The organism is Pantoea sp. IMH (assembly GCF_000599885.1).
Lineage (GTDB): Bacteria > Pseudomonadota > Gammaproteobacteria > Enterobacterales > Enterobacteriaceae > Erwinia.
Genome location: NZ_JFGT01000006.1, coordinates 547,391 through 572,147 on the forward strand (window position 1 = coordinate 547,391; position 24,757 = coordinate 572,147).

Here is a 24,757-nt window from a genome sequence, read left to right on the forward strand (position 1 = left end):
AATGGTTTTTTGGCTGGGGATAGCGGGTTTATCCGCCCGTTGAAGCTATCTGACCGCATATAACACAACACTTACTGCAATTGATAACAGGGAATAATAATGAATTTAAAAATAAAACTCGGTGCACTCTTTCTGGCTGCGCAAATGACTCACGCATTTGCGGCAACGACTGAAAACACACCTGCGCCAACGGCAGGCGTGGCCAGTTTTCTTCAGGTGCTGAACAGCGGCGGCGGTAAGCCGATCGAGCAGCTGTCACCCGGGGATGCCCGCGAAGTCCTTATTGGCGCGCAAAAAGGCGTTACGCTTCCTCCCGCTCAGGTCTCAGAGAAAGTGATCACCGCGCTGGGTAAACCTTTAACGCTGACAATTGTAAAACCTGAAAAGGCCACGGGCGCGCTACCGGTCTTTATGTTTTTCCACGGTGGCGGCTGGGTGCTGGGCGATTATCAGACGCATGAGCGCCTGGTCCGCGATCTGGTTAACGGATCTGGTGCCGCTGCGGTATTTGTTAATTATACGTCTTCGCCGGAAGCCCATTATCCTGTGGCGATTACGCAGGCCTATGAGGCGACCAAATGGGTCGCTGAGCACGGCGCTGAGATTGGCGTTGACGGTTCACGCATCGCGCTGGTGGGGAACAGCGTTGGCGGCAATATGGTGGCGGCGGTTGCGCTACAGGCGCAGCGTTATCACACGCCTGCTATCCGCTACAATGTTATGCTGTGGCCAGTGACCGATGCCCGTTTTGACAATGCCTCCTATCATCAGTTTGCGGAAGGCCACTTCCTGACCCGTAATATGATGAAGTGGTTCTGGGATAACTACACAACATCTGAGCAGGATCGCAGCAATATTCTGGCCTCTCCGTTACGCGCGACAACGGAGCAGCTGAAAGAGCTATCCCCGACACTGATCCAGACCGCCGAGTTAGACGTTTTGCGTGATGAAGGCGAAGCCTTTGGCCGTAAACTTGACGCCGCAGGCGTACCTGTGACAGTGACGCGCTATAACGGCATGATTCACGATTATGGACTGCTTAATCCATTGAGTAACGAGCCTACTGTACGCACGGCGCTTGAGCAGGCTTCGGCAGAACTGCGTGCGCATCTGAAGTAAAGGTTTCCAGGTTCAGGAGTGGTAAAGACTGTTCGCCCCTCATTTCCGTGCGAATAAACGGGGAATTAACGGCAGGCGGGAGTAAATAAAAAGCCGGACGGAGATCGCCGTCCGGCTTTAATTTTTACGTTCTCAGCACCCTGAAATGGTTATCCTCTGTAACTCTGCTGACGCGTTGTCGACAGGGACACTTAAAAGTCCAGCAAAGGTTGCCGAGTCTCAGCGGCAGGCTCAGGCTTGAGTTTTTCGGCAGGAATCTTACAGAGAAAACCAGCCAGGATACCGATAAGGGAATCTTCCGGGAAACTTTGCCACTGTCCAATTGAGGTGCCTTTACTCATTAATTTCCCTTCAGCAAAAGGTTCCGAGAACATATTGCGCGCCATAACAGCACGCTGGTTATTGGTGCAGTTAATGACATTCACCGCACGTGAACTGGCAATAGAGGTCGGCGGATTTTCAGATAAACGGGCTGGCTTGGCGTAGTTATTGATCATATAAAACCGGCGCAGATTGCTGTTTCCCTGATAGGCAGAAACCACACGAAGATCCGCATAGCTTGTAAAATCTTTGCCAGTCAGAATTTTGAAAAAGCCGGCAGGAGGTTTTCCCGTAGCGGGAGGCGACGTTTCAGGTGAATTCGTACAACCAGCCAATAATAAAGCGGCCAGAATAAATAAACCCCTCATGGCCGTTTCTCCTCAGCTAAATCCGGGCGAACAGTGTAGAGCAGTTCAGGCGGAACATCGCCCTGAATCGAGCACAACAATTTTGTCTGGTTGCCACTCTTGCTCAGCATCAATAATTTCTCAGTACTTCCCTTTGCTGGTGCAATGCTTCCTACTGCAGCGGGATTTTTTTTCCAGTCATGCTCACCGGGGTCTTTAATCAGCGCCTGACTGTAATATTCATCGTCTGCCCTGGACCAGCTGAGATGATTTAGCTGAGTCATGACGATCTCAGGTGATTCTTTAAGAATGAAACCCCAGTAATAATATTTACCCATATTGAGCGCTTCAAGATTACTGGTTTGCAGATAATATCCAAGGATCGTTAAGTTCGAATCAAGGAGTGGCTGGGTGAACCAGAGAGTTCCGTTATCAGCTGACGGGACTTTAAACCATGCATGATGCTGGTGACCAGCGATCACCGGGGCTACCGGCTTAATTTCATTTTGCCGATCGTGGATTGCGCTAAAGAAGCTGTCGTCGCAGTTTGCAAGACTTTCCATCAAAGTAGCAGCATGTGAAGAAGAGGCCGCACCCGTAAGGGCTAAGATCAAAGAACAGATTGTTTTATGCACAGAATATCCCTTCTGTCGGAGTAAATCCTTTATATCGGCAGGCATGCCGGGCGCTTTAACGTTAACCAATGAAGTCAATAAGGCCGAGCCACTCTTTCTGAAGCCATTTAACAGACTTTCAGCGAAAGCGACATCATAACCACCCAGTCCAGGGCTGACGTAAGATAGAACGTTAAAGAGACGTAAAGCGTCTTTCACCCATCAAGGCCGGGGGGGATTTGGGTTCACCAATACTCAAAGGCTGAAAACCACGTTTCCGCTATTCTACCTTATCCGGATACTCGCACAAATCCTCAATCAGGCAGGAACCACAGCGGGGTTTACGCGCCACGCAGGTATAGCGACCATGCAGGATAAACCAGTGGTGACAGTCCACCTTGAACGCCGTTGGCACAACTTTCAGCAGTTTCTCCTCCACCTGCTCAACATTCTTACCGGGCGCGAAATTCGTGCGGTTACAGACGCGGAAAATATGGGTATCCACGGCGATAGTTGGCCAGCCGAAAGCGGTGTTTAACACGACATTAGCGGTCTTGCGACCCACGCCGGGTAGCGCTTCGAGCGCTTCACGATTTTCTGGCACTTCGCCCTGATGCTTATCCAGCAAAATACGGCAGGTTTTGATCACGTTTTCTGCCTTGCTGTTAAACAGGCCGATAGTTTTGATGTACTCCTTTACGCCCTCCACGCCAAGCTCCAGCATCGCCGCGGGCGTATTAGCGACGGGATAGAGTTTTGCCGTGGCTTTATTTACGCTGACGTCGGTAGCCTGCGCGGAAAGCAGCACCGAAATCAGCAGTTCAAAAGGGGAGGTGTAAACCAGTTCCGTGGTGGGATGCGGGTTGTTATCCCGCAGCCGGGTTAGAATAAGCTCTCTTTTTTCCTTGTTCACAGCGCGCTCGCTTTTCCTTCTGGCAGATTTTCCTGCGCTTTGCTGGCGGCGCGTGCCGCCCGTGCTGACATTTTCTGATCGATAACGTATTTTGCCGCCAGCAGCATGCCAAGGCCGATAAACGCGCCCGGCGGCAGCATTGCCAGCAGCATCGGGGAGTCGAAATGCACGATCTCAATCCGTAATGCTTTCGCCCAGGGACCGAGCAGCCGATCGGCACCGTCAAACAGCGTGCCACTCCCGATAATCTCGCGCATCGCGCCCAGCACAACCATGACGCTGGTGGCGCCAGCGCCGATAGCCAGCCCGTCCAGCGCGGAGAGCGGCACGGTATTTTTCGACGCCACCGCCTCGGCGCGGCCCACGACGATACAGTTAGTGACGATCAGCGGAATAAAGATGCCTAATGACTGATAAAGTTCGTAAGCATAGGCATTAATCAGTAGCTGCACGCAGCTGACCACCGAAGCGATGATCATCACATAAATCGGGATACGGATCTCGGATGGCACCCAGCGCCGTGAGGCGGAAACCGCTGAGTTAGTGCAGATCAGCACCAGCGTGGTTGCCAGCCCAAGCCCTAACGCGTTGGTCGCTGTAGAGGTGACGGCCAGTAGCGGACAGAGGCCCAGCAGCTGAACCAGCGCCGAGTTATTCTTCCACAGCCCGCCGACGATCAGGCTTTTTGCTTCACTCATTGGCATCTCCGCAGGTTGGCAACGAGGCAAGCTGCCCCGGTAAGGTTTCACTAAAGAGCGTGGCACGTTTGGTCGCGTTTACCACGGCGCGGGGGGTGATGGTTGCCCCGGTAAACTGATCGAATTCGCCGCCATCCTTTTTCACCGCGAAGCGGGCATCGTCAGGGCCGTTCAGATGTTTACCGCGAAAGTGAGTGATCCAGTCAGAAATACGCAGGTCGATTTTATCGCCCAGTCCCGGCGTTTCATGATGATCGACCACGCGCACACCGAGTACCGTGCCGTTAAAGTCGGCCCCAACAAGCATGTGAATGGCACCAGAATACCCGTCCGGCGCCGTAGCCTCAATCGCGACCGCGACGGGATGCATATCTTTTCGCGCCACATAGAGCCTGTGTGGTCCGCTGCCGAGTGCAGCATCGGTGACAACGTAACATTCATTCTGCATGGCGTTATTATAGCGTTCAGGCGGAACAACCTGATCCAGCAAGATTTTTTGCTGTAAAACACTCTGATGCGCAATGGTCGGTTTGGTTACCGTATTCACTACTGCCGTCAGGCCCGTGGTCACGGCAGCGAAAATCGCCAGGGTGACGCCATTTTTACGAATCGCGTTCAGCATTACGGCTCCTTCCTGTGACCGTAGACGCGGGGCTGCGTATAGTAATCAATCAGCGGTACGGCGATATTCGCCAGCAGAACTGCAAACGCCACGCCGTCCGGATAGCCGCCAAACCGGCGGATTAGCCAGACCAGCAGGCCAATCAGCACGCCATAGATCAGCCGGCCCTTATTGGTGGTCGAGGCGGTAACCGGGTCGGTAGCGATAAAAAAAGCGCCGAGCATAGTCGCGCCGGAAAAGAGATGGATTACTGGCGAGACCTGGCTTTCCGGTGACCAGAGCCAGCCGAGAGTGGAAAACAGCCCGAGCGAGAGCAGAAAGCTGGCCGGAATATGCCAGCGTATATTCCCGCTCCAGAGTAAAAACAGGCCGCCGGCCAGATAACCCACGTTCACCCACTGCCAGCCAAGACCCGCTAACACGCCGCCGTAGATCGGCTGTGCCAGCAGTTGCTCAGCGCTGTGTCCGGCGCGCAAACCGGTTTTGAAAGTGTCGAGCGGCGTGGCCTGGCTTATGCCATCAACGCTGAGCTGAAGCTGCTGCATCGTCGCGCCATCAAGCGTGTGGCCGTGGAAGATCATGCTTAATGTATCCATCAGACCAGGTGTCACCGCCTGCAGAGCTTCCGGTGGTAACCAACTGGTCATCTGCACCGGAAATGAGATCAGCAGCACCACATAGCCCACCATCGCCGGGTTAAAGGGGTTCTGGCCTAATCCACCGTAAAGCTGTTTAGAGATAACAATAGCGAATACCGTTCCCGTAACAATCACCCACCAGGGCGCCAGCGGCGGAATACTGATACCAAGCAGCAACGCGGTGAGCAGGGCAGAGTTATCGCCAAGCGTCCTGCGCAGCGGCAGCTTACGCAGCTTCAGCACGGCCGCCTCAGCGGTAAGCGCGGCGGCGGCGGCAATCACCACCTGAATCAGGTTGCCAGGGCCAAAAAAGTAACACTGGGCGGCAAGGCCCGGTAGCGCGGCAAGCAGTACCAGCAGCATTATGGTACTGGTACTGCGGTGGTTATGCGTGTAAGGCGAACTAGCGATGCGAAAAGCCATTTAATCCTCTTGCGTGGAGTGCTGCGCCTTGCGCGCTTTTACGCGGGCGATGGCGGCTGCCACGGCAGCTTTACGGGGATCGTCGGGGGGCTCCGGCGTATCCTGATGAGTAGTGTGCTGTGCCGGAATTTCCAGCGGTTTGTTGTTATTTTCAATTGCGGATGTCGCCGCACCGCTCTGGTCAGCGTCTTTTGCTGCCGCGTTTTCAGCCGCTTTCGCTGCCTTCTTCGCTTTGGCACGGGCGACGGCGGCTTCCACTGCCGCTTTACGGGGATCGACCGGCGTTTGCGGTGCGGTAGTTGCCGGAGAGGATGCCGTAGTAGCTGCATCCCCTGATTCAGGCTCTGCTGCCGCGTTTTCCGCCGCTTTCGCCGCTTTCTTCGCTTTGGCACGGGCGATGGCGGCTTCCACTGCCGCTTTACGGGGATCGACCGGCGTTTGCGGCTCGTTATGCTCCGGAGCCGCCAGGGCGTTATCCGCTTCTTTCTCTGCCTTCTTCGCTTTAGCGCGGGCGATGGCGGCTTCCACTGCTGCTTTACGCGGATCGACCGGCGCGTCTGAGGCGGCCTCATTCGCTTCCGGTGCCGGGGCTTTTTTCGCTTTCGCCCGCGCAATGGCGGCTTCAACGGCAGCCTTACGGGGATCGCCGGCCTGACGGGTGGCCGGTTCAGTTTCTGACTGCGTTTCAGCCTGGTGCGCCCGTGCCATCGCCTTCCGGGCTTCACGCTGTCTGATGACCGTGTCGCTCTCTTCTGCTGTTTCTGCCGGCGCTTCAGCGGCCTGCTGCTTCGCCTTCACTCTTGCCAGCGCGGCGGCTACTTCGCCGTTATCGTTACCGCTGACGGTGCGTTTCGCCTGCTGATGGCGCGCCTCGCGGGCCTGTTTTTCCCGCTCCAGACGGGCCAGACGGGCTTCAAAACGGGCCTTCGCCTGCGCGGTGCGTTCTGCTTCCAGATCGATAGCCCGGATCTCCGCTTTCTCCTGACGGTAATACTGCACCAGCGGAATATTGCTGGGGCAGACCCAGGCACAGGCGCCACACTCAATGCAGTCGGCAATATTATGGCTGCGGGCCTTATCGTGATCGCCGCCGCGACTGTACCAGTAGAGCTGCTGCGGCAGTAGCGCGGCGGGGCAGACGTCGGCACAGGCGCTGCAGCGGATACAGGATTTCTCTTCTTCTGGTTCTCCCATCTCGCTCGCAGAGGGGGCCAGAATGCAGTTAGTGATTTTCACTACCGGCACGTCGAGCGTCGGCAGAGTAAAGCCCATCAGCGGGCCGCCCATCACCACCATCTGGCGTGGACCCGGCATAAAGTCTGCATTGTGCAACAGGTGGCTGATTGGCGTGCCCAGACGCCCCCAGACGTTGCCCGGCTCTCTGACCGAGCCGCCGGTCAGCGTGACCACACGTTCGGTCAGCGGCTCGCCGTCAATAATGGCGCGCTTGACGGCAAAGGCAGTCCCCACGTTCTGCATCAGAACGCCAATATCCGTTGAACGTCCTCCGTGAGGCACCTCAAGTCCGGTCAGAATTTTGGTCAGCTGTTTTGCGCCGCCTGAAGGGTATTTGGTTGGGATAACGCGAACCTGGAGATCTTTTGCGCCACCCAGTGCTTTTTTAAGCGCGCTGATAGCCTGCGGTTTATTATCCTCAATACCAATGAGTACGCGATCGGCATGCAGCACCCAGGCCAGTATCCGGCAGCCTTCCAGCACCTCCTCAGCGTAATCCTGCATCAGACGATCGTCAGCGGTGATATAGGGTTCACACTCAGCCGCGTTGATAATCAGCGTCGCCACGCCGTTCAGGCCGCCTTTCAGTTTGGTGGCCGTGGGAAAACCGGCACCGCCCAGTCCGGCCACGCCAGCCTGATGGATCCGGTTAACCAGCTCCCCGCGGTCAACGCTGCGGTAATCCTCCAGCTGCTGACGCTCGCACCAGCGATCTTCCCCATCTGGAGAAATGAAGACGCATGTCTCCGTCAGCGCGGAAGGATGAGCTGTGGTATGCGGGGCGATGGCTTCAACGGTGCCGGAGGTCGGCGCATGGACCGGCAGCATCCTGCCGCGACCAAAGGTCAGCGGCTGGCCGCGCAGGACTTTATCGCCCGGACTGACCAGCAGCTCGCCCTCATGACCAATATGCTGCTTGATCGGGACGATAAACTGCGACGCCAGCGGCAGATGGCGTACCGGCATGCCGTTAGAGAGGGTTTTCATTTCTGGCGGGTGGATGCCGCCCTGAAAATCCCACAGAGGCTCTTTCTTAAAAAAGTTGAACAGATTACGCATGATGTTCCACGGGAATGACTTTGACCGGGATCGTTTGCAGGTCCCACTTCCAGTTTGCGGGCGTGGTGGCGACCGGGCGCATCTCAATACAGTCGGTAGGACAGGGCGCCACGCAGAGATCGCAGCCGGTACAAACATCGCTGAGCACGGTATGCATCGCACGCGTCGCGCCCACGATGGCATCTACCGGGCAGGCCTGAATACATTTGGTGCAGCCGATGCAGTTTTCTTCGTCGATCCAGGCGACTTTCCGCTCTGGTTCACGTGCTTCTTCATCGCCCAGCGGCTGGGGATCAACGTTCAGCAGCGCCGCCAGCTTTAGCATCGTCTGCTCGCCGCCAGGGGCGCACTTGTTGATCATCTCGCCGTTATTCCCTACAGCATCCGCGTAGGGGCGGCAGCCAGGGTAGCCGCACTGGCCACACTGGCTTTGCGGCAGGATCGCATCAATCTGCTCGACGATGGGATCTTCTTCAACCTTAAAACGGCGTGAGGCATAGCCCAGCAGGCAACCAAAAACCAGGCCCAGCGCGCTCAACACGGCAACAGCAATCCATACAGCGCTCATTAAAATCTTACCAATCCGGAAAAGCCCATAAACGCCAGCGCCATCAATCCTGCGGTGATCAGGGCGATTGAGGAGCCTTTAAAAGGCGCAGGCACGTCGGCCAGCACCAGGCGTTCGCGAATACCGGCAAACAACACCATCACCAGTGAGAAGCCGACGGAAGCGCTGAACCCATACAACGCGGCCTGCAGAAAGCTGTGGTTAAGGTTCACGCTCAGCAGCGGAACGCCCAGCACGGCGCAGTTGGTGGTGATCAGCGGCAGGAAAATGCCCAGCAGGCGATAGAGTTCGGGGCTGGTTTTACGCACCACCATTTCAGTGAACTGCACCACGACCGCAATCACCAGGATATAAGACATGGTGCGCAGATAAACGAGATCCAGCGGCAGCAGAATAAGGTGGTTGACCAGCCACGAACAGATCGAGGCCAGGGTGATAACAAACGTTGTGGCCAGTCCCATGCCAATCGCCGTTTCCAGTTTTTTGGAAACGCCCATAAAGGGACAGAGGCCGAGAAACTTCACCAGAACGAAGTTATTCACCAGCACTGTGCCAATAAAGAGAAGCAGGTAGTCGGTCATGAGTTCGCCTGAGAAAATGAAAGCCGCCTATTATCGGCCATTGGCGACGTGACGACAACACGTCAAGGCTAAGGATAACGGAATACCGCACTGAGGATTAAATTCTGGCGCTTTTTTTCCGCATCAGGATTCAGTAAAGGTATTTTTGACGCGCTCTGAGCGCTTAAAGTAGGGCACCAACACCGCAGCAGCCAGCAGGGCGATCAGCAGCGTGCGGATGGCGGCGGCATCGCTGACCGGGGAGAAGGCAAAGGTTTTGATCGCCAGCAGCACCGTTATCAGCAGCCAGATAATATAGTGACGAGGTAGTTTGCGGGAGCGTTTGCAGAAAATCCAGGTCACCCAAACGCTGTAAGCCCATACCAGCAGAGAGACGATCAGCGAAACGCTCCACTGGAAGGTGAAGGCCTGCGTATTGTTAAACAGCGCGTTACGCAGTTCCGGGTTCATCAACGCGCTCAGATACATGGCGATCACCAGCGCGCTGGTCAGCATGGTCATAATCAGCCAGGCAAGCGGGATAAGCAGAAGACCGGCAATACGCGTTTTTGAATCAGAAGCCACGTTAAATCCTTAAATAATAAGCGGCGCTGGCAGAAAGACAGGCCACATAACATAAAAAGGATTATACGGGAAAATCGGGGCAGGTCATTAATAAGCTGGCGATTAAACGACGTAGCGCCAGACGGATTTCGGCACGCGACCGAGATCGAACAGCCGGCCTCCCGACGTCAGTTCCGCACGGCGATGATCGGCAGCGCGATACATATTCATCAGTTCGAGATTATCAGTCAGGGAATAATTGAGATGATCGTACAGCTTTTCGAGGCTTTCCAGCGAACTCACTTTGCGAAATTTTAACAGATAGTCTTGAACCGTCATGATGGCCGTTACAGGTCAGAATTAAGAGGCTCCGAGTATAAGACGGGTCTGCTTTCTGTCCAGCAAAGAGCGGGCGTGAACAGCAAATTCAGAATAGAGAGTAAGGAATATGCCAGTAATAACCCTTTAATTTGCAGGGCTTATGGCGCAATTTTACTGCTTTTATGGCACTGATGCTCTGTGGTGTTAATCACATTTCTGAATATTGCTGTTAGTCCTTAATCAGGGGCGGGAAATGGCAGAAGCGCACCCGGTGCTGTAATCGCTTCCATCGGGTTGTGGGTTAAACGCTTATGTTTATTACAATTATTTACACCTCTGGCCGGTCACGGACAGTCAGTTTGTCCATATGCATTTCTGGTGTTCTGAGTGCAACGCTTCACGTAACCTCCTTGAATTATTGCGTTTTGTGAGCATTGTCGACATTGCGGTCGGCGGTTTAGTCCAGGCTTGTGGGGCTGTTGACCCTACATCACTGAATCCCACCAGAGGAAAACTGACCATGTGGAAGCGTTTACTTTTAACCACCCTTATCAGCGCCAGCCTTTCCGGCACCGCGCTGGCTGATGCCATGACGGTAGGCTTTTCGCAGGTCGGTTCCGAATCCGGCTGGCGCGCGGCGGAAACCAGCGTGGCCAAAAGCGAAGCTGAAAAGCGTGGCATCACGCTTAAAATCGCCGACGGCCAGCAGAAGCAGGAGAACCAGATTAAAGCGGTACGCTCGTTTATAGCGCAGGGCGTGGACGCCATCTTCATCGCGCCTGTGGTGCAAACAGGCTGGGAACCGGTGCTTGAAGAAGCAAAAGATGCTGAGATCCCGGTTTTCCTTCTTGATCGCGCCATCACCGTAAAAGATAAATCCCTCTATATGTCGGTGGTCACTGCGGACAATATTTATGAAGGCAAGCTCATTGGCGAGTGGCTGGTGAAAGAGCAGAACGGCAAACCTTGTAATGTGGTTGAACTGCAGGGCACCGTGGGCGCCAGCGTGGCGATCGATCGTAAAAAAGGCTTTGCGGAGGCGATTGCCGGCGCGCCAGGCATCAAAATCATCCGCTCCCAGTCTGGTGATTTTACGCGAAGCAAAGGCAAAGAAGTGATGGAGAGCTTCATCAAGGCGGAGAATAACGGCAAAAACATTTGTATGGTGTACGCCCATAACGATGACATGGCGATCGGCGCTATTCAGGCCATCAAAGAAGCTGGCCTGAAGCCGGGCAAAGATATACTGATCGGCTCTATCGATGGGGTGCCGGATATCTACAAAGCGATGCTGGCTGGCGAAGCGAACGTTAACGTCGAACTGACGCCAAATATGGCTGGTCCGGCCTTTGATGCGCTGGAGAAGTTCAAAAAAGAGGGCACGCAGCCGCCGAAAGTGATCAAAACCGAGTCTAAGCTTTTCCTGCCTGCGGATGCCCAGACCGAGCTGGATAAGAAAGACGGCATGGGTTACTGAGTTAACACGACCGCACCGCCCAGCCCTGGGCGGTTTTTTTACGGTGAGGCGACGCATTATGACCACCCAATCTTCAGTTTCTGCGCCGCTGCTCAGCATCAGCGGCGTCAGCAAAGCCTTTCCCGGCGTTAAGGCGCTGGACAACGTCTCTTTTGATATCCGGCCTGGCGAAATTATGGCGCTGCTGGGAGAAAACGGCGCCGGAAAGTCAACGATGATCAAAGTTCTGACCGGCGTTTACCAGCGCGACGCCGGGTCCGTCGAGCTTGATGGCAGGCAAATCACGCCACACAACACCGCAGAAGCGCAGGCGTTCGGTATCGGCACCGTTTATCAGGAAGTGAATCTGCTGCCCAATATGTCCGTAGCGGATAACCTGTTTATCGGGCGCGAACCGCGCCGGTGGGGATTTATTGATCGTGGCACCCTGGTCCGCAAATCGCGCGAACTGATGAACAGTTATGGATTTGAACTGGATGTGACCCGTCCGTTGGGGCAGTTTTCCGTGGCAATGCAGCAGATTATCGCCATCTGCCGCGCGGTCGATCTCTCCGCCAAAGTACTGATTCTGGATGAACCGACCGCCAGTCTCGACGCCAGCGAAGTGGAAATGTTGTTCACCCTGATGAATCAGCTGAAAGCGCGAGGGATGGGGCTGATTTTTGTCACCCATTTTCTCGATCAGGTTTATAAGGTCAGCGACAGGATTACCGTTCTGCGTAACGGCCAGTTTGTCGCCACGCGGGCAACGCGCGATTTGCCACAGATAGAGCTGATCAAGTTGATGCTGGGGCGAGAACTGCTGGAAACAGCGCTTCAGCGGGCGGGAAGCACGCTAAAAAGCAATCAGCCGGTCGTTGAATTCAGGGATTACGGCAGGAAAGGAACTATTGCGCCATTCACGCTGAGCGTCCGGCCTGGTGAGGTGGTGGGACTGGCAGGTCTGTTAGGATCGGGACGCACGGAAACCGCCGAGCTACTGTTCGGCATTCGGCGGGCCGACAGCGGTAGTGCCTGGATCAAAGGGAAAAAGCACACCATCCGCAGCCCGGCGCAGGCTTCGCGACTGGGCATGGGATTCTGTCCTGAAGATCGCAAAACTGACGGCATCATCGGGGCCGCCTCGGTGAGGGAAAACATTATTCTGGCGCTGCAGGCACAGCGGGGCTGGCTCAGGCCGATCAAGCGGCGTGAACAGCAGCAGATTGCGGAACGCTTTATTAAAAGCCTGGGTATCCGCACGCCCCACGCTGAACAGCCGGTTGAGCTACTCTCCGGCGGTAACCAGCAGAAGGTGTTGCTCTCTCGCTGGCTGGTCACGCGCCCGCAGTTTCTGATCCTCGACGAGCCCACCCGCGGTATTGATGTGGGCGCCCATGCTGAAATCATTCGCCTGATTGAGACACTCTGCGCCGATGGCCTGGCGCTGTTAGTGATCTCTTCTGAACTGGAGGAGCTGGTGGGCTATGCGGATCGCGTGTTGATCCTGCGGGATCGTCAGCAGGTCGCGGAAATCCCGCTTGAGGCGCTTTCTGTCTCCGCTATTGTCAATGCGATTGCGGTGGGAGGGGAGCAACATGCTTGAATCACATCTGGTGCCGGGGAAAACGCCCATGTTAAAACGCAAATTCCCGCCGGGAATGCCGCAAATTGCCGCGCTGCTGCTGGTGCTGCTGATTGACAGCCTGGTCGCGAACAGTTTTTTCTCTATTCATCTTCAGGACGGGCGGCTGTTTGGCAGCCCGATCGATATTCTTAACCGGGCCGCGCCCGTTGCGCTGCTGGCCATTGGGATGACGCTGGTTATTGCAACGGGCGGCATAGATCTTTCGGTCGGCGCGGTGATGGCGATTGCAGGTGCGACCGCCGCGACGCTGACCGTGTCCGGCCATAGCCTGATTTTCGTGGTGCTGGCGACGCTGGGAACGGGGATTTTGTGTGGGCTCTGGAATGGTGTGCTGGTCTCGCTGTTAAAGATCCAGCCGTTCGTTGCCACGCTGATTCTGATGGTGGCGGGGCGCGGTATTGCTCAGTTGATCACGCAGGGTCAGATTGTCACCTTTAACCATGATGCGCTGGCCTGGTTTGGCAGTGGTACTTTTCTGCTGTTTCCCGTCCCGGTCTGGATAACCCTTGCCGTGGCGCTGTTTGTCTGGCTCCTGACACGCAAAACCGCACTGGGCATGTTTATTGAGGCCGTAGGCATCAACCTGCGTGCGGCGCGTAATGCTGGCGTCAGCGGCTGGCTGGTGGTGATGACAACTTATGTGATAAGCGGGCTCTGTGCCGCCGTGGCGGGATTGATTGTGGCGGCAGATATTCGCGGTGCCGACGCTAACAATGCCGGGCTGTGGCTGGAGCTGGACGCGATTCTCGCCGTGGTGATTGGCGGTGCGTCGCTGATGGGCGGCCGTTTTAATCTGATGCTGTCGCTGATTGGCGCGCTGATTATCCAGTCCATGAATACCGGCATTCTGCTGTCGGGTTTCCGGCCCGAACTCAACCAGGTCGTTAAGGCCGTCGTGGTGATGGCGGTACTGTTACTTCAGTCCCCACGCTTTATTCAACTCTTTAAAAGAGGGCGCAAAGGTGGTTAAACGTCATTTGCCATTAATGATTACGCTGCTGGTGTTCGTGGCGGGCTATCTGTTCTGTTTATCGCAGTATCCCGGTTTCGCCTCTACACGTGTTATTGCCAATATCCTGACTGATAACGCCTTCCTGGGCATTATCGCCGTTGGGATGACCTTTGTGATCCTCTCCGGCGGCATTGACCTGTCTGTTGGCGCGGTGATCGCCTTTACTGGCGTATTTCTGGCGCGAGTTATTGGCGATTTGCATCTCGATCCCTGGCTGGCGTTTGCGCTGGTGATGGTGATGGGGTCAGCGTTTGGCGCGCTGATGGGCTGGCTGATCGATGCCCTGAAAATTCCGGCCTTCATTATTACGCTGGCCGGGATGTTTTTTCTGCGTGGCAGCAGTTATCTGGTTTCGGAAAGCTCAATCCCTATCGACCATCCGCTTTACACCACGCTCTCTTCAATGGCCTGGAAGTTACCCGGCGGCGGCCGGCTCAGCCTGCTGGCGGTAATTATGCTGGCGGTGGTGGTGTTTGGTATCGTACTGGCGCACCGCAGCCGGTTTGGTAATCAGGTCTATGCCATTGGGGGAAATGCCACGTCGGCGCAGCTGATGGGTATTTCCACACGCAGCACCACTATCCGGGTCTACATGCTTTCTTCTGCGCTCGCTACGCTTGCCGGGATTGTCTTCTCGATTTACACCTCTGCGGGTTATGCGCTGGCGGGAATGGGCGTGGAACTGGATGCGATTGCGTCAGTGGTGATTGGCGGCACTTTGCTTTCCGGCGGCGTGGGGACCGTGCTGGGTACGTTGTTCGGCGTCCTGATTCAGGGGTTAATCCAGACCTGGATCATTTTCGACGGCACGCTCAGCTCCTGGTGGACCAAGATAGCGATTGGCGTTCTGCTGTTTGCTTTTATCGCTCTCCAGCGTCTGCTGACGGTGATGTGGGATCGCCAGCAGAGCGCGCCGGTCAAGCGGCTGGCCTAATAACAAGCGGTGCACAGAAGGCGTTATGCTGTGCACCGTATCAGCGGCTATAACCCGTTGCCTGGTTCAACTTCATACTGCTCAGCAGGCCACAGGCGACGGTAAGTGGACAGATAAACCGGATATCTGCCGCAGAAGATACGACAGCGAAGCCTCCATGGAGGGATTCACAGCGTCCCGGTGTTCTGCCACTTACCGGGGCTGGTCTCCTCTGCCGCAGAAAGCCCTGGCGGCCAACTCAGAACCCGAGCGCGATGCCAGGGAAACATGCCGTCACTTACTAATAAGCCGGTAAAAATCCCAGCGAATCGTGGGCACAATCCCCTAAGGATATTAGTTACAACATACTAATAGCCTCTGGCCAAGGAGAAAAAAAACCTGTGGGAAGAACCCCGCAGGTTTTTTTTAGTTTTTGCAGGCTAACGCTGATTCAAACGGTAATAAGCTTCGTTCCAGCGCAGCGCATCCTTAAAGCCGTGCAGCGTGGTTTCCTCATCGATCACTACCACCTCAATACCGTGCATTTCACCGTACTGACGCATATCGTCAACCGTTAACGCCTGGCTGAACACCGTATGGTGCGCGCCGCCGCCCAGTATCCAGGTCTCAGAGGCTGTCGCCAGTGAAGGCTGGGCGCGCCACAGCGCGCGGGCCACCGGCAGTTTCGGCAGCGGATTCGGCTGTTCAATCGCATCCACCACGTTAACCAGCAGACGGAAGCGATCGCCCATATCAATCACGCTGGCATTGACCGCGCGCCCTGCTGGCGTGGAGAAAATCATCCTGGCCGGATCGGCTTTACCGCCAATGCCCAGATACTGCACGTCTATCAAAGGACGTGTCTCTTTGGCAATGGAAGGGCAGACTTCCAGCATATGGGAACCCAGCACCAGTTCATTTCCCGGCGCGAAATGATAGGTGTAATCCTCCATAAAAGAGGTACCGCCAGGCAGACCGGTCGCCATGACTTTGAAAATATGCAGCAGCGCTGCCGTTTTCCAGTCACCTTCACCCGCAAAACCGTATCCCTGCTGCATCAGGCGCTGCACCGCCAGACCAGGCAGCTGCGTCATACCATGCAGCGTCTGGAAATTAGTGGTAAAGGCCATGCAGCCTTCGTCTTGCAGAAAGCGCTTGATGCCCAGCTCGATACGCGCAGCATCCAGCACGTTCTGACGCTTATCACCATTGGCGGCAGCCGCCGCTGTGAACTCGTACAGGCTTTCATATTCATCTATCAGCGCATTGATATCGCCTTCACTGACGCCATTGATCACCTCAACAAGATCGCCTACCCCCCAGCCGTTCACCGAATAGCCGAACTGAATCTGTGCGGCGACTTTATCCCCCTCGGTTACCGCCACTTCACGCATGTTGTCGCCAAAACGCGCTACCTTCAGCGTCTGGCTGGCCTGCTTCGCCGCTGCCGCCCGCATCCATTTGCCGATGCGTGTCTGTGCCGTTTTATCCTGCCAGTGACCGGTGATTACGCTGTGGGGCAGACGCATTCTCGCGCCGATAAAGCCGAACTCGCGACCACCGTGTGCGGTCTGGTTCAGGTTCATAAAGTCCATGTCCATACTGTCCCAGGGGATCTCGGCATTGAACTGGGTATGGAACTGCAACAGTGGTTTGTTGAGGATGGAGAGGCCGCCAATCCACATTTTGGCTGGAGAAAAGGTGTGCAGCCAGGTCATGATGCCCAGACAGGACTCATCATGGTTTGCCTGACGGCAGAGGGAAAGGGCCTCATCCGGGCTTTTGACCAGCGGTTTCAGGGTCAGCTGAAACGGCAGATTACCCTCACGGTTAAGCCCGTCCATGACCTGCTGAGCATGATGTTCCACCTGGCGTAGGGTCTCCGCGCCATACAGATGCTGAGTCCCTATCACAAACCAGACATTAAGCTGAGCCATATACTTCTCCTTAAACATGTGAATAGCGCGCGGTGAACTGAGGTTCAGCCACCTCACACCACTGAAGATAACGTTGATAAAGTTGCTGATAGCGTGCAACACGCTCAGCATCAGGCTGGAGCGTGGTTTCGATCGGGCTGGCCATCTGCCGCTGGGCGGAAGGCACATCGGGATAAACACCTGCCGCAACGGCCGCGAAAATGGCTGCGCCAAGCGCACAGCATTCGTCTGAAGCGACGATATCGAGCGGTCTGTTCATGACGTCGCAGCACACCTGCATAATTGCCGGCGATTTACGCGCGATGCCGCCCAGCGTCAGGATGCTTTCCACTGGAATATCCTGCTGCTCAAAGCACTCCATAATAGCGCGTGCGCCAAAAGCGGTGGCGGCGATAAAGCCACCAAACAGCGTTGGCGCGTCGGTGCCGAGATTAAGATCGCTGATCACGCCTTTCAGACGCTGATTTGCATAAGGGGTACGGCGACCGTTAAACCAGTCGAGGACAACCGGAAGATGATCCAGCTGAGGATCGGCAGCCCAAGCCTGCGTGAGATCGTTCAGTAAGCTTTTCTGTATGCCAGCGAGTTCGCTACGCAGGTGAGGGTGCTGCTCTGCGGCTTTCACCAGCGGCCAGCTCAGCAGGCGGCTGAACCAGGCGTACATATCGCCGAAGGCTGATTGCCCCGCTTCAAGTCCGATTACCTGTGGAATGACGCTGCCATCTACCTGACCACAAATGCCTTTAATAGCACGGTTACCAACGCGCTCAGGATCGGCAATCAGAATATCGCAGGTTGAAGTCCCAATGACTTTAACCAGCGTGTAAGGACCTGCGCCCGCGCCGACCGCGCCCATATGGCAGTCGAAAGCGCCGCCTGAAATGGCCACGCCAGTATGCAGACCAAGCCGTTCCGCCCATTCCGCAGTAAGGTTGCCGACCGGCAGATCCGCAGTCCAGGTCGCTTCAAAAAGCGGCGAGTCGAGATCGGTGGTCAGCAGGGGATCGAGCGCATTGAGAAAATCATTGTCCGGCAATCCCTTCCAGTCGGGGTGCCACAGCGATTTATGTCCGGCGGCGCAGCGTCCACGGCGGATAGCCTCTGGGCGGGTCGTGCCGCTAAGCAGTGCTGGCACCCAGTCACAGAGTTCAATCCAGGAGACGGCGGCCTCGCGTACGGCGGCATCTTCACGGCTGACGTGCAGAATTTTGGCCCAGAACCACTCGGAAGAGTAAATGCCGCCGATATAGCGTGAATAATCTTCGAAGCGGCCGCTGTGACAAAGCGCAGTAATCTCTTCCGCTTCTTTTATTGCCGTATGATCTTTCCACAACACAAACATCGCATTGGGGTTTTCAGCAAACTCAGGGCGCAATGCCAGCACTCGTCCCTCACGGTCGATCGGGGCGGGTGTTGAGCCGGTGGAATCGACGCCAATACCCGCGACCTTCTGCCGCTGTTCAGGCGTTAGCTTGGTGACAACGTCACGTATGGCCGCTTCGAACGCATCAATATAATCCTGCGGATGATGGCGAAACTGGTTGATGCGGCTCTGGCAATATTTTCCTTCCTGCCAGCGGGAATAGTTCACGACATGCGTCTGTAGCTCTTTGCCGCTGGCGCAGTCTACTGCCAGGGCACGCACCGAGTCGCTGCCAAAATCCAGTCCAATAGTGATGGCACCCAACTGCATTTTCTCTCTCCAGACGGTTTCTGTGTTTGGTCTGAATACCCTAAGAAGTTGCGGCGCGGGGCGTTAGGTTAAGCTCGCTGTAGATATGCACTTTTCTGTCATCGCACTCGCTTTTGTGATGCGCTTCAAATGTTACTTTACGGTTAAAATGGCTGAATATATGTAAAAAACTGCTGTAATTGCAGGGTGTGATAACGCTCTCCCTTTCTCCTGAAACTTCCCGTTAAAACTAGCTGCTGTCGGCGGCGCTAAATGCATCTGAGCGGAAACGTCAGCCGTTTTAAGCCCCTTGTGGGCACTATTCCGATTGTTACCGTTTACATCACACCGCAAAAAGCGGGTACTGAGCCGGAGAGCCTCATGCACAAAATTACTCACGCGCTGGCCGCCGTTGGCCTCGCCGCGCTTATGTCACATTCGGCTATCGCCGAAACGATGAAGTTAGGTTTTCTCGTCAAGCAGCCAGAGGAACCCTGGTTCCAGACTGAATGGAAATTTGCCGATAAAGCGGGCAAGGAGATGGGCTTCGAGGTCATCAAAATCGCCGTTCCGGATGGTGAAAAAACGCTTAACGCTATCGACAGTCTGGCGGCAAACGGCGCCAAAGGTTTTGTGATTTGTACGCCGGACCCCAAGCTGGGCTCAGCCATTATGGCGAAAGCGCGCAGTTACGATCTGAAAGTGATTGCGGTGGATGACCAGTTTGTCACGGCAAAAGGGAAGCCGATGGACACCGTACCGCTGGTGATGATGGCTGCTACCAAAATCGGTGAGCGTCAGGGGCAGGAACTCTATAAAGAGATGCAGAAGCGCGGCTGGGATGCGAAAGAAACCGGCGTAATGGCGATCACCTCAGATGAACTTGATACTGCACGTCGTCGTACCACCGGTTCGATGGACGCCCTGAAAGCGGCGGGCTTCCCGGAAGCGCAAATCTATAAGGTGCCAACGAAATCAAACGATATTCCGGGCGCGTTCGATGCCGGCAACTCACTGCTGGTTCAGCATCCTGAAGTGAAGCACTGGCTGATTATCGGTATGAATGACAATACCGTACTGGGCGGCGTACGTGCGACGGAAGGACAGGGCTTCAAGGGCGCGGATGTCATCGGCATCGGCATTAACGGCGTGGATGCGGTCAGCGAACTCTCCAAAGGCCAGGCGACCGGTTTTTATGGATCGCTGCTGCCAAGCCCGGACGTGCACGGCTACAAAAGTATCAAAATGCTGCATGACTGGGTGACGAACGATGTTGAACCGCCAAAATTCACCGAAGTGACTGACGTGGTGCTGATCACCCGTGACAACTTCAAAGAGGAACTGGCGAAAAAAGGCCTGAATTAACAGCGGGTAAACCGGGTGCGGGGCGGTCACAGGACGGCCCCGCAAGTCTGTACGGCAATGTTTGCAGGAGTTATTCATGTCTCAATCCCCGTACCTCAGTTTTCACGGCATTGGTAAAACCTTTCCCGGCGTCAGGGCGCTACATGAGATCAGCTTTGACTGCGAAGCAGGCCAGATCCACGCGCTGATGGGTGAAAATGGCGCCGGCAAGTCCACGCTGCTGAAAATTCTCAGCGGCAGTTATCAGCCCTCCAGTGGTGAAATCCGTCTTAAAGGCGAACCGGTTCGCTTCACGCATACCACCGATGCGCTGGATGCAGGCGTGGCGATTATCTATCAGGAGCTGCATCTGGTCCCTGAGATGTCGGTCGCGGAGAATATCTATCTGGGACAGCTTCCCCAGCGGGCCGGTTTCGTTAACCGTTCGCTGCTGCGCCATGAGGCTGGCTTACAGTTACAGAATCTGGGAATGGATATCGATCCGGATACGCCATTAAAGCATCTGTCGCTCGGCCAGTGGCAGATGGTGGAGATCGCCAAGGCGCTGGCGCGTAACGCCAAGGTTATCGCGTTTGACGAACCAACCAGCTCGCTCTCCGCCAGGGAAATTGAGCATCTGTTTCGTGTGATCCGCAAGCTGCGCGAGCAGGGGCGTGTGGTGCTCTATGTGTCGCATCGCATGGAAGAGATTTTTGCGCTGAGTGACGCCATCACCGTGTTTAAAGATGGGCGTTTCGTGCGCACCTTCCGCGATGTGCCCGGCACCAGTCACGATCAGCTGGTGGAAGCGATGGTGGGCCGTGAGATTGGTGATATCTACGGCTACTCGCCGCGTCCGCATGGCGAAGTCCGTCTTCAGCTTGATAACGTCCAGGCTAAAGGGGTTCGCACGCCCATCTCCCTTAGCGTACGTGCCGGCGAAATTGTTGGCCTTTTTGGGCTGGTTGGCGCGGGTCGCAGCGAACTGATGAAGGGGTTGTTTGGCGCCACCCGTATCACCGGCGGCGAGGTTCGTATTGATGGCGAACGCCTGGATATCCGGGAGCCGGCCCATGCGATCCGTGCCGGACTGCTGCTCTGTCCGGAAGATCGCAAGGCCGACGGCATAATCCCCGTTCATTCCGTGCGCGATAACATCAATATCAGCGCCAGGCGCAATAACCTCACCGCGGGCTGCCTGATCGATCATCAGTGGGAAAGCAAGAATGCTGACTCCCATATCCGCTCTCTGAACATCAAAACCCCCTCCGCCGACCAGGCGATCATGAACCTCTCAGGCGGTAATCAACAGAAGGCCATTCTGGGGCGCTGGCTGTCGGAAGAGATGAAAGTGATCCTGCTGGATGAGCCGACCAGGGGCATTGATGTGGGCGCGAAAAATGAAATTTACAGCCTGATTTATGCGCTGGCGGAGCGGGGCATTGCGGTCCTTTTTGCCTCTAGTGACCTGCCGGAAGTGATGGGGCTGGCGGACAGGATCGTGGTGATGCGTGAAGGTGCTATCGCCGGAGAACTCAGCCACGACGCCGCCACAGAAGCCCAGACGCTGGGGCTTGCCATGCCAAAAACAACTCAACAAGCCGCAGCCGTGGCCTGAACGGAAGGAGCAACCTGATGTCTTCAACAACCTCTTCAGCCGTGCCGCCAAAAGCGTCACAGCGCGCTAGTCTCAGCCGGGTCTGGGACAATTTCGGTATGCTGGTGGTGTTTGCCGTGCTGTTTATCGGCTGTGTCATTTTCGTGCCTAACTTCGGCTCGCTGATCAATATGAAAGGGCTGGGGCTGGCGATGTCGATGTCCGGCATGGTCGCCTGCGGAATGCTGTTCTGCCTGGCCTCCGGTGACTTCGATCTCTCTGTCGCCTCGGTGATCGCCTGCGCTGGCGTCACCACGGCGGTGATCATTAATATGACCGAAAGCCTCTGGATCGGCATCAGCGCTGGCTTGCTGTTGGGTATCGCCTGCGGCTTTGTGAACGGCTTTGTTATTGCCAAACTGAAGATCAACGCGCTGATTACCACCCTGGCCACTATGCAGATTGTCCGCGGTCTGGCCTATATCTTTTCCGACGGTAAGGCGGTCGGGATCGAGGATGAGCGCTTCTTTGCGCTGGGCTACACCAACTGGCTCGGTGTGCCGGCGCCGGTCTGGCTGACCATCGCCACCATGCTTATCTTTGCCTTTCTGCTGAATAAAACCACCTTTGGCCGCAATACGCTGGCGATTGGCGGTAATGAAGAAGCGGCAAGGCTGGCCGGTGTGCCGGTGGTACGTACGCGCATCATTATCTTTATGCTCTCCGGCCTGGTATCAGCGGCGGCAGGCATTATTCTGGCCTCACGTATGACCAGCGGCCAGCCGATGACATCGCTCGGCTATGAGCTGATCGTCATCTCCGCCTGTGTGCTGGGTGGCGTCTCGCTGAAAGGCGGCATCGGCAAAATTTCCTATGTTCTGGCGGGCGTGCTGATTCTGGGTACCGTTGAGAATGCGATGAATCTTCTGAATATTTCACCTTTCTCACAGTATGTTGTGCGGGGTCTGATACTGTTGGCGGCGGTGATTTTCGATCGCTACAAACAGAAAGCCAGAACGGCCTGAGAAGGGAGGCGGTATGTATCATCGTTTAACGCCGGTAGCGCAGTCGAATCCGCTGCTGCCGGGCTATCCGTTTAACGCCTGGCTGGTGGCCGGGCTGACGCCGATTAACGCTGGCGACTCGCTCGATTTTTTTATCGACCGTCCCGCTGGCATGAAAGGGTTTATTATCAATCTGACGGTGAAAGGGCGTGGTCAGGTTTTCAGTGGTGAGGATGCGTTTGATTGCGAACCGGGCGATCTGCTGCTTTTCCAGCCACAAACGCCGCATTTTTACGGACGTTCGCCGGAGAGCGACTGCTGGCATCACCGCTGGATCTACTTCCGTCCGCGTGCCTACTGGAGCGACTGGCTGATGTGGCAGGATGAGAAGCGCGGCGTAGGACGACTGCGGTTGCCGGAAAGATTGCGCGGCGAGTTTGACCGGCTGTTTGCCAATATTGAACAGACGCACACCTCCGGACGGCGCTTTGCGGAAGAGCTGGCGATGAACCTGCTGGAGCGACTGCTACTGCGCGCCGTTGAAGAAGACCCGCGCACTCATCAGCAGATCCGGGATCCGCGTGTGATTGAGGCCTGTCAGTATGTGACGCAGAATCTGGCAGGGGAAGTGAAGATCGACGAGGTGGCTAACCACGTCTGCCTCTCACCGTCACGGCTGGCGCACCTTTTCCGTGAACAGATGGGCGTGAACCTGCTGCGCTGGCGGGAAGATCAGCGGGTGATCCGCGCTAAGCTGCTGTTGCAGACCACGCAGGAGCCGATCGCCACCGTGGGTCGCATTGTCGGTTATGACGATCAGCTCTACTTCTCACGGGTGTTCCGTAAACGGGTCGGCGTCAGTCCAAGCGATTTCCGCCGGCGCTCGCTTGATGCCCATGACGCGCTGGTGGCGCAGGAAACCTGGGATATTCCCAGAAGCGCCAACGAGTAAGACGTAAACGACAGGCCCCGGCAGAAAAGCATATCGCTGCCGGGGTTTTTTGTCGCTAACCTCTGTTCCCATTATGGGATTTCTTGTAATGATTCAGTTAATTCCCGCTTGTCCTAACCTGGTTGATAGTCTTAAATGAGCAGAGTGTGAATCAGGAGGATGAGAGATGAGCGACAAAATTCGTACGGGACTGGTCGGCTACGGCTTCGCCAGTAAGACCTTCCATGCACCGCTGATCGCGGGCACCGCCGGGCTGGAACTGGCAGCCGTTTCCAGCAGCGATGCAGCAAAAGTCCACGCCGACTGGCCTTCGCTCCCGGTCGTTTCCGACCCTCAGGCGCTGTTTGAAGATCCCTCCATTCAGCTTATTGTTATCCCGACCCCTAACGATACCCATTTCCCGCTGGCAAAAGCGGCGCTGAATGCCGGTAAACATGTGGTTGTCGATAAGCCTTTTACCGTTACGCTGTCTCAGGCGCACGAGCTGGACGCGCTGGCAAAACAGAAAGGCCTGCTGCTCTCCGTTTTCCATAACCGCCGCTGGGACAGTGATTTTCTTACGCTCAAAACGCTGCTGAAAGAGGGAACGCTGGGAGACGTGCGCTATTTTGAATCCCACTTCGACCGTTTTCGGCCTGAAGTCCGCAACCGCTGGCGTGAGCAGAAAGGGGCAGGCAGCGGAATCTGGTACGATCTGGGGCCGCACCTGGTCGATCAGGCGCTGCAACTGTTTGGCTCCCCGGTGGCGATTAACGTGGATCTGGCCGAACTTCGCACCGGTGCCCAGACAACGGATTACTTCCATGCGGTTCTGACTTATCCGCAGCGCAGGGTGGTGCTTCATGGCAGCATGCTGGCCGCGGCGGAATCACCGCGCTATCAGGTGCATGGCACGCGCGGCAGCTATGTGAAGTATGGTCTTGATCCTCAGGAAGATAATCTGAAGGCGGGTGCCAGGCCACCGCAGGAAGACTGGGGTTATGACATGCGTGACGGCGTGCTGACGCTGGCCGAGGGCGATATGATGGCGGAAGAGACGCTGCTGACCGTCCCTGGCAACTATCCGGCTTACTATGCAGCCATTCGTGACGCTATCACAGGTGACGGCGCCAACCCGGTATCGGCGGAGGAAGCCATTCAGGTGATGGAACTGATTGAGCTTGGCCTGCAGTCGGCGGCAAAACGCCAGACGCTGTCGCTGAAATAATAAATAATCAGG

Annotated in this window: 23 protein-coding genes; 10 read left to right on the top strand and 13 right to left on the bottom strand. The window is 55.9% G+C overall.

Annotated elements, in window-relative coordinates; genetic code table 11:
- Positions 1-99: 99 nt before the first annotated feature.
- Positions 100-1,119 carry an alpha/beta hydrolase gene (locus EA20_RS0117040; protein ID WP_024967974.1) on the top strand — a complete coding sequence of 340 codons (1,020 nt, stop codon included), beginning with the start codon at positions 100-102 and terminating at the stop codon, positions 1,117-1,119.
- 191 nt (positions 1,120-1,310) lie between these two features.
- On the opposite strand, the gene EA20_RS0117045 is transcribed toward EA20_RS0117040, so the two are convergent.
- The 11 genes from EA20_RS0117045 to ydgT all read right to left on the bottom strand — a co-directional run bounded on the left by EA20_RS0117045 (position 1,311) and on the right by ydgT (position 10,021).
- Complete coding sequence (locus EA20_RS0117045; protein ID WP_024967975.1) at positions 1,311-1,808, bottom strand: surface-adhesin E family protein; 498 nt, start codon at positions 1,806-1,808, stop codon at positions 1,311-1,313.
- Positions 1,805-2,620, bottom strand: coding sequence for a hypothetical protein (locus EA20_RS0117050; protein ID WP_235192664.1), 816 nt, complete (start codon positions 2,618-2,620; stop codon positions 1,805-1,807). The genes EA20_RS0117045 and EA20_RS0117050 overlap by 4 nt, the downstream gene beginning before the upstream one ends.
- 61 nt (positions 2,621-2,681) lie before the next feature.
- Positions 2,682-3,314 carry an endonuclease III gene (nth, locus tag EA20_RS0117055; protein ID WP_024967977.1) on the bottom strand — a complete coding sequence of 211 codons (633 nt, stop codon included), beginning with the start codon at positions 3,312-3,314 and terminating at the stop codon, positions 2,682-2,684.
- A complete protein-coding gene (locus EA20_RS0117060; protein ID WP_024967978.1) occupies positions 3,311-4,012 on the bottom strand; it encodes an electron transport complex subunit E in 702 nt (233 codons plus the stop codon). Before EA20_RS0117060 ends, nth begins: the two co-directional genes overlap by 4 nt.
- The gene (gene rsxG / locus EA20_RS0117065) at positions 4,005-4,634 is read right to left on the bottom strand and encodes an electron transport complex subunit RsxG (RefSeq protein ID WP_024967979.1); all 630 of its coding nucleotides are present in this window, start codon (positions 4,632-4,634) and stop codon (positions 4,005-4,007) included. The genes EA20_RS0117060 and rsxG overlap by 8 nt, the downstream gene beginning before the upstream one ends.
- Positions 4,634-5,695: an electron transport complex subunit RsxD gene (gene rsxD, locus EA20_RS0117070; protein WP_024967980.1), complete on the bottom strand. Its 1,062-nt coding sequence runs from the start codon at positions 5,693-5,695 to the stop codon at positions 4,634-4,636. The genes rsxG and rsxD overlap by 1 nt, the downstream gene beginning before the upstream one ends.
- Positions 5,696-7,990: an electron transport complex subunit RsxC gene (rsxC, locus tag EA20_RS0117075; RefSeq protein ID WP_024967981.1), complete on the bottom strand. Its 2,295-nt coding sequence runs from the start codon at positions 7,988-7,990 to the stop codon at positions 5,696-5,698.
- Positions 7,983-8,558: an electron transport complex subunit RsxB gene (rsxB, locus tag EA20_RS0117080; RefSeq protein WP_024967982.1), complete on the bottom strand. Its 576-nt coding sequence runs from the start codon at positions 8,556-8,558 to the stop codon at positions 7,983-7,985. The genes rsxC and rsxB overlap by 8 nt, the downstream gene beginning before the upstream one ends.
- The gene (gene rsxA, locus EA20_RS0117085) at positions 8,558-9,139 is read right to left on the bottom strand and encodes an electron transport complex subunit RsxA (protein WP_024967983.1); all 582 of its coding nucleotides are present in this window, start codon (positions 9,137-9,139) and stop codon (positions 8,558-8,560) included. The genes rsxB and rsxA overlap by 1 nt, the downstream gene beginning before the upstream one ends.
- A 123-nt stretch (positions 9,140-9,262) precedes the next feature.
- Complete coding sequence (locus tag EA20_RS0117090) at positions 9,263-9,703, bottom strand: DUF2569 domain-containing protein (RefSeq protein WP_024967984.1); 441 nt, start codon at positions 9,701-9,703, stop codon at positions 9,263-9,265.
- Positions 9,704-9,805: 102 nt separating this feature from the next.
- Positions 9,806-10,021, bottom strand: coding sequence for a transcription modulator YdgT (gene ydgT / locus EA20_RS0117095; protein WP_024967985.1), 216 nt, complete (start codon positions 10,019-10,021; stop codon positions 9,806-9,808).
- A gap of 502 nt (positions 10,022-10,523) precedes the next feature.
- Here ydgT and ytfQ point away from each other — a divergent pair.
- The 4 genes from ytfQ to yjfF are packed head-to-tail and all read left to right on the top strand — an operon-like array spanning position 10,524 to position 15,053.
- Entirely contained in the window at positions 10,524-11,480 is a 957-nt protein-coding gene (gene ytfQ, locus EA20_RS0117100) for a galactofuranose ABC transporter, galactofuranose-binding protein YtfQ (protein WP_024967986.1), read from the top strand.
- Positions 11,481-11,538: 58 nt separating this feature from the next.
- Positions 11,539-13,065 (top strand): galactofuranose ABC transporter, ATP-binding protein YtfR, encoded by a 1,527-nt coding sequence (gene ytfR / locus EA20_RS0117105; RefSeq protein ID WP_024967987.1) that lies wholly within the window; start codon positions 11,539-11,541, stop codon positions 13,063-13,065.
- Positions 13,058-14,077, top strand: a complete 1,020-nt coding sequence (ytfT, locus tag EA20_RS0117110; RefSeq protein ID WP_024967988.1) for a galactofuranose ABC transporter, ATP-binding protein YtfT — start codon at positions 13,058-13,060, stop codon at positions 14,075-14,077. The genes ytfR and ytfT overlap by 8 nt, the downstream gene beginning before the upstream one ends.
- Positions 14,070-15,053, top strand: coding sequence for a galactofuranose ABC transporter, permease protein YjfF (gene yjfF / locus EA20_RS0117115; RefSeq protein WP_024967989.1), 984 nt, complete (start codon positions 14,070-14,072; stop codon positions 15,051-15,053). Before ytfT ends, yjfF begins: the two co-directional genes overlap by 8 nt.
- A gap of 419 nt (positions 15,054-15,472) precedes the next feature.
- On the opposite strand, the gene araA is transcribed toward yjfF, so the two are convergent.
- Positions 15,473-16,969 (bottom strand): L-arabinose isomerase, encoded by a 1,497-nt coding sequence (araA, locus tag EA20_RS0117120; protein WP_024967990.1) that lies wholly within the window; start codon positions 16,967-16,969, stop codon positions 15,473-15,475.
- A 10-nt stretch (positions 16,970-16,979) separates the two neighbouring features.
- Positions 16,980-18,662 (bottom strand): ribulokinase, encoded by a 1,683-nt coding sequence (locus tag EA20_RS0117125; RefSeq protein ID WP_024967991.1) that lies wholly within the window; start codon positions 18,660-18,662, stop codon positions 16,980-16,982.
- Positions 18,663-19,022: 360 nt separating this feature from the next.
- Here EA20_RS0117125 and EA20_RS0117130 point away from each other — a divergent pair, with 360 nt between their 5' ends.
- The 5 genes from EA20_RS0117130 (at position 19,023) to EA20_RS0117150 (ending at position 24,745) form a co-directional block, all read left to right on the top strand.
- The gene (locus EA20_RS0117130; RefSeq protein WP_024967992.1) at positions 19,023-20,006 is read left to right on the top strand and encodes an arabinose ABC transporter substrate-binding protein; all 984 of its coding nucleotides are present in this window, start codon (positions 19,023-19,025) and stop codon (positions 20,004-20,006) included.
- Between the two features lie 76 nt (positions 20,007-20,082).
- Entirely contained in the window at positions 20,083-21,603 is a 1,521-nt protein-coding gene (gene araG / locus EA20_RS0117135; protein ID WP_024967993.1) for an L-arabinose ABC transporter ATP-binding protein AraG, read from the top strand.
- 17 nt (positions 21,604-21,620) lie between these two features.
- On the top strand, positions 21,621-22,607 hold the full coding sequence (gene araH, locus EA20_RS0117140; protein ID WP_024967994.1) for an L-arabinose ABC transporter permease AraH: 987 nt from the start codon (positions 21,621-21,623) through the stop codon (positions 22,605-22,607).
- Positions 22,608-22,620: 13 nt separating this feature from the next.
- Positions 22,621-23,538 (top strand): arabinose operon transcriptional regulator AraC, encoded by a 918-nt coding sequence (gene araC / locus EA20_RS0117145; protein ID WP_024967995.1) that lies wholly within the window; start codon positions 22,621-22,623, stop codon positions 23,536-23,538.
- 166 nt (positions 23,539-23,704) lie between these two features.
- Positions 23,705-24,745 (top strand): oxidoreductase, encoded by a 1,041-nt coding sequence (locus tag EA20_RS0117150; protein ID WP_024967996.1) that lies wholly within the window; start codon positions 23,705-23,707, stop codon positions 24,743-24,745.
- Positions 24,746-24,757: the final 12 nt, after the last annotated feature.

Excerpts from the sequence above, each read along its gene's own strand:
- EA20_RS0117150 (WP_024967996.1), top strand. The coding sequence starts at position 23,705 with ATGAGCGACAAAATTCGTACGGGACTGGTCGGCTACGGCTTCGCCAGT.
- rsxG (WP_024967979.1), bottom strand. The coding sequence starts at position 4,634 with ATGCTGAACGCGATTCGTAAAAATGGCGTCACCCTGGCGATTTTCGCT.
- araH (WP_024967994.1), top strand. The coding sequence starts at position 21,621 with ATGTCTTCAACAACCTCTTCAGCCGTGCCGCCAAAAGCGTCACAGCGC.
- araC (WP_024967995.1), top strand. The coding sequence starts at position 22,621 with ATGTATCATCGTTTAACGCCGGTAGCGCAGTCGAATCCGCTGCTGCCG.
- EA20_RS0117040 (WP_024967974.1), top strand. The coding sequence starts at position 100 with ATGAATTTAAAAATAAAACTCGGTGCACTCTTTCTGGCTGCGCAAATG.
- rsxA (WP_024967983.1), bottom strand. The coding sequence starts at position 9,139 with ATGACCGACTACCTGCTTCTCTTTATTGGCACAGTGCTGGTGAATAAC.
- ydgT (WP_024967985.1), bottom strand. The coding sequence starts at position 10,021 with ATGACGGTTCAAGACTATCTGTTAAAATTTCGCAAAGTGAGTTCGCTG.
- rsxC (WP_024967981.1), bottom strand. The coding sequence starts at position 7,990 with ATGCGTAATCTGTTCAACTTTTTTAAGAAAGAGCCTCTGTGGGATTTT.
- rsxD (WP_024967980.1), bottom strand. The coding sequence starts at position 5,695 with ATGGCTTTTCGCATCGCTAGTTCGCCTTACACGCATAACCACCGCAGT.
- araA (WP_024967990.1), bottom strand. The coding sequence starts at position 16,969 with ATGGCTCAGCTTAATGTCTGGTTTGTGATAGGGACTCAGCATCTGTAT.
- EA20_RS0117130 (WP_024967992.1), top strand. The coding sequence starts at position 19,023 with ATGCACAAAATTACTCACGCGCTGGCCGCCGTTGGCCTCGCCGCGCTT.
- ytfQ (WP_024967986.1), top strand. The coding sequence starts at position 10,524 with ATGTGGAAGCGTTTACTTTTAACCACCCTTATCAGCGCCAGCCTTTCC.
- EA20_RS0117045 (WP_024967975.1), bottom strand. The coding sequence starts at position 1,808 with ATGAGGGGTTTATTTATTCTGGCCGCTTTATTATTGGCTGGTTGTACG.
- ytfR (WP_024967987.1), top strand. The coding sequence starts at position 11,539 with ATGACCACCCAATCTTCAGTTTCTGCGCCGCTGCTCAGCATCAGCGGC.
- EA20_RS0117060 (WP_024967978.1), bottom strand. The coding sequence starts at position 4,012 with ATGAGTGAAGCAAAAAGCCTGATCGTCGGCGGGCTGTGGAAGAATAAC.
- EA20_RS0117125 (WP_024967991.1), bottom strand. The coding sequence starts at position 18,662 with ATGCAGTTGGGTGCCATCACTATTGGACTGGATTTTGGCAGCGACTCG.
- rsxB (WP_024967982.1), bottom strand. The coding sequence starts at position 8,558 with ATGAGCGCTGTATGGATTGCTGTTGCCGTGTTGAGCGCGCTGGGCCTG.
- ytfT (WP_024967988.1), top strand. The coding sequence starts at position 13,058 with ATGCTTGAATCACATCTGGTGCCGGGGAAAACGCCCATGTTAAAACGC.
- araG (WP_024967993.1), top strand. The coding sequence starts at position 20,083 with ATGTCTCAATCCCCGTACCTCAGTTTTCACGGCATTGGTAAAACCTTT.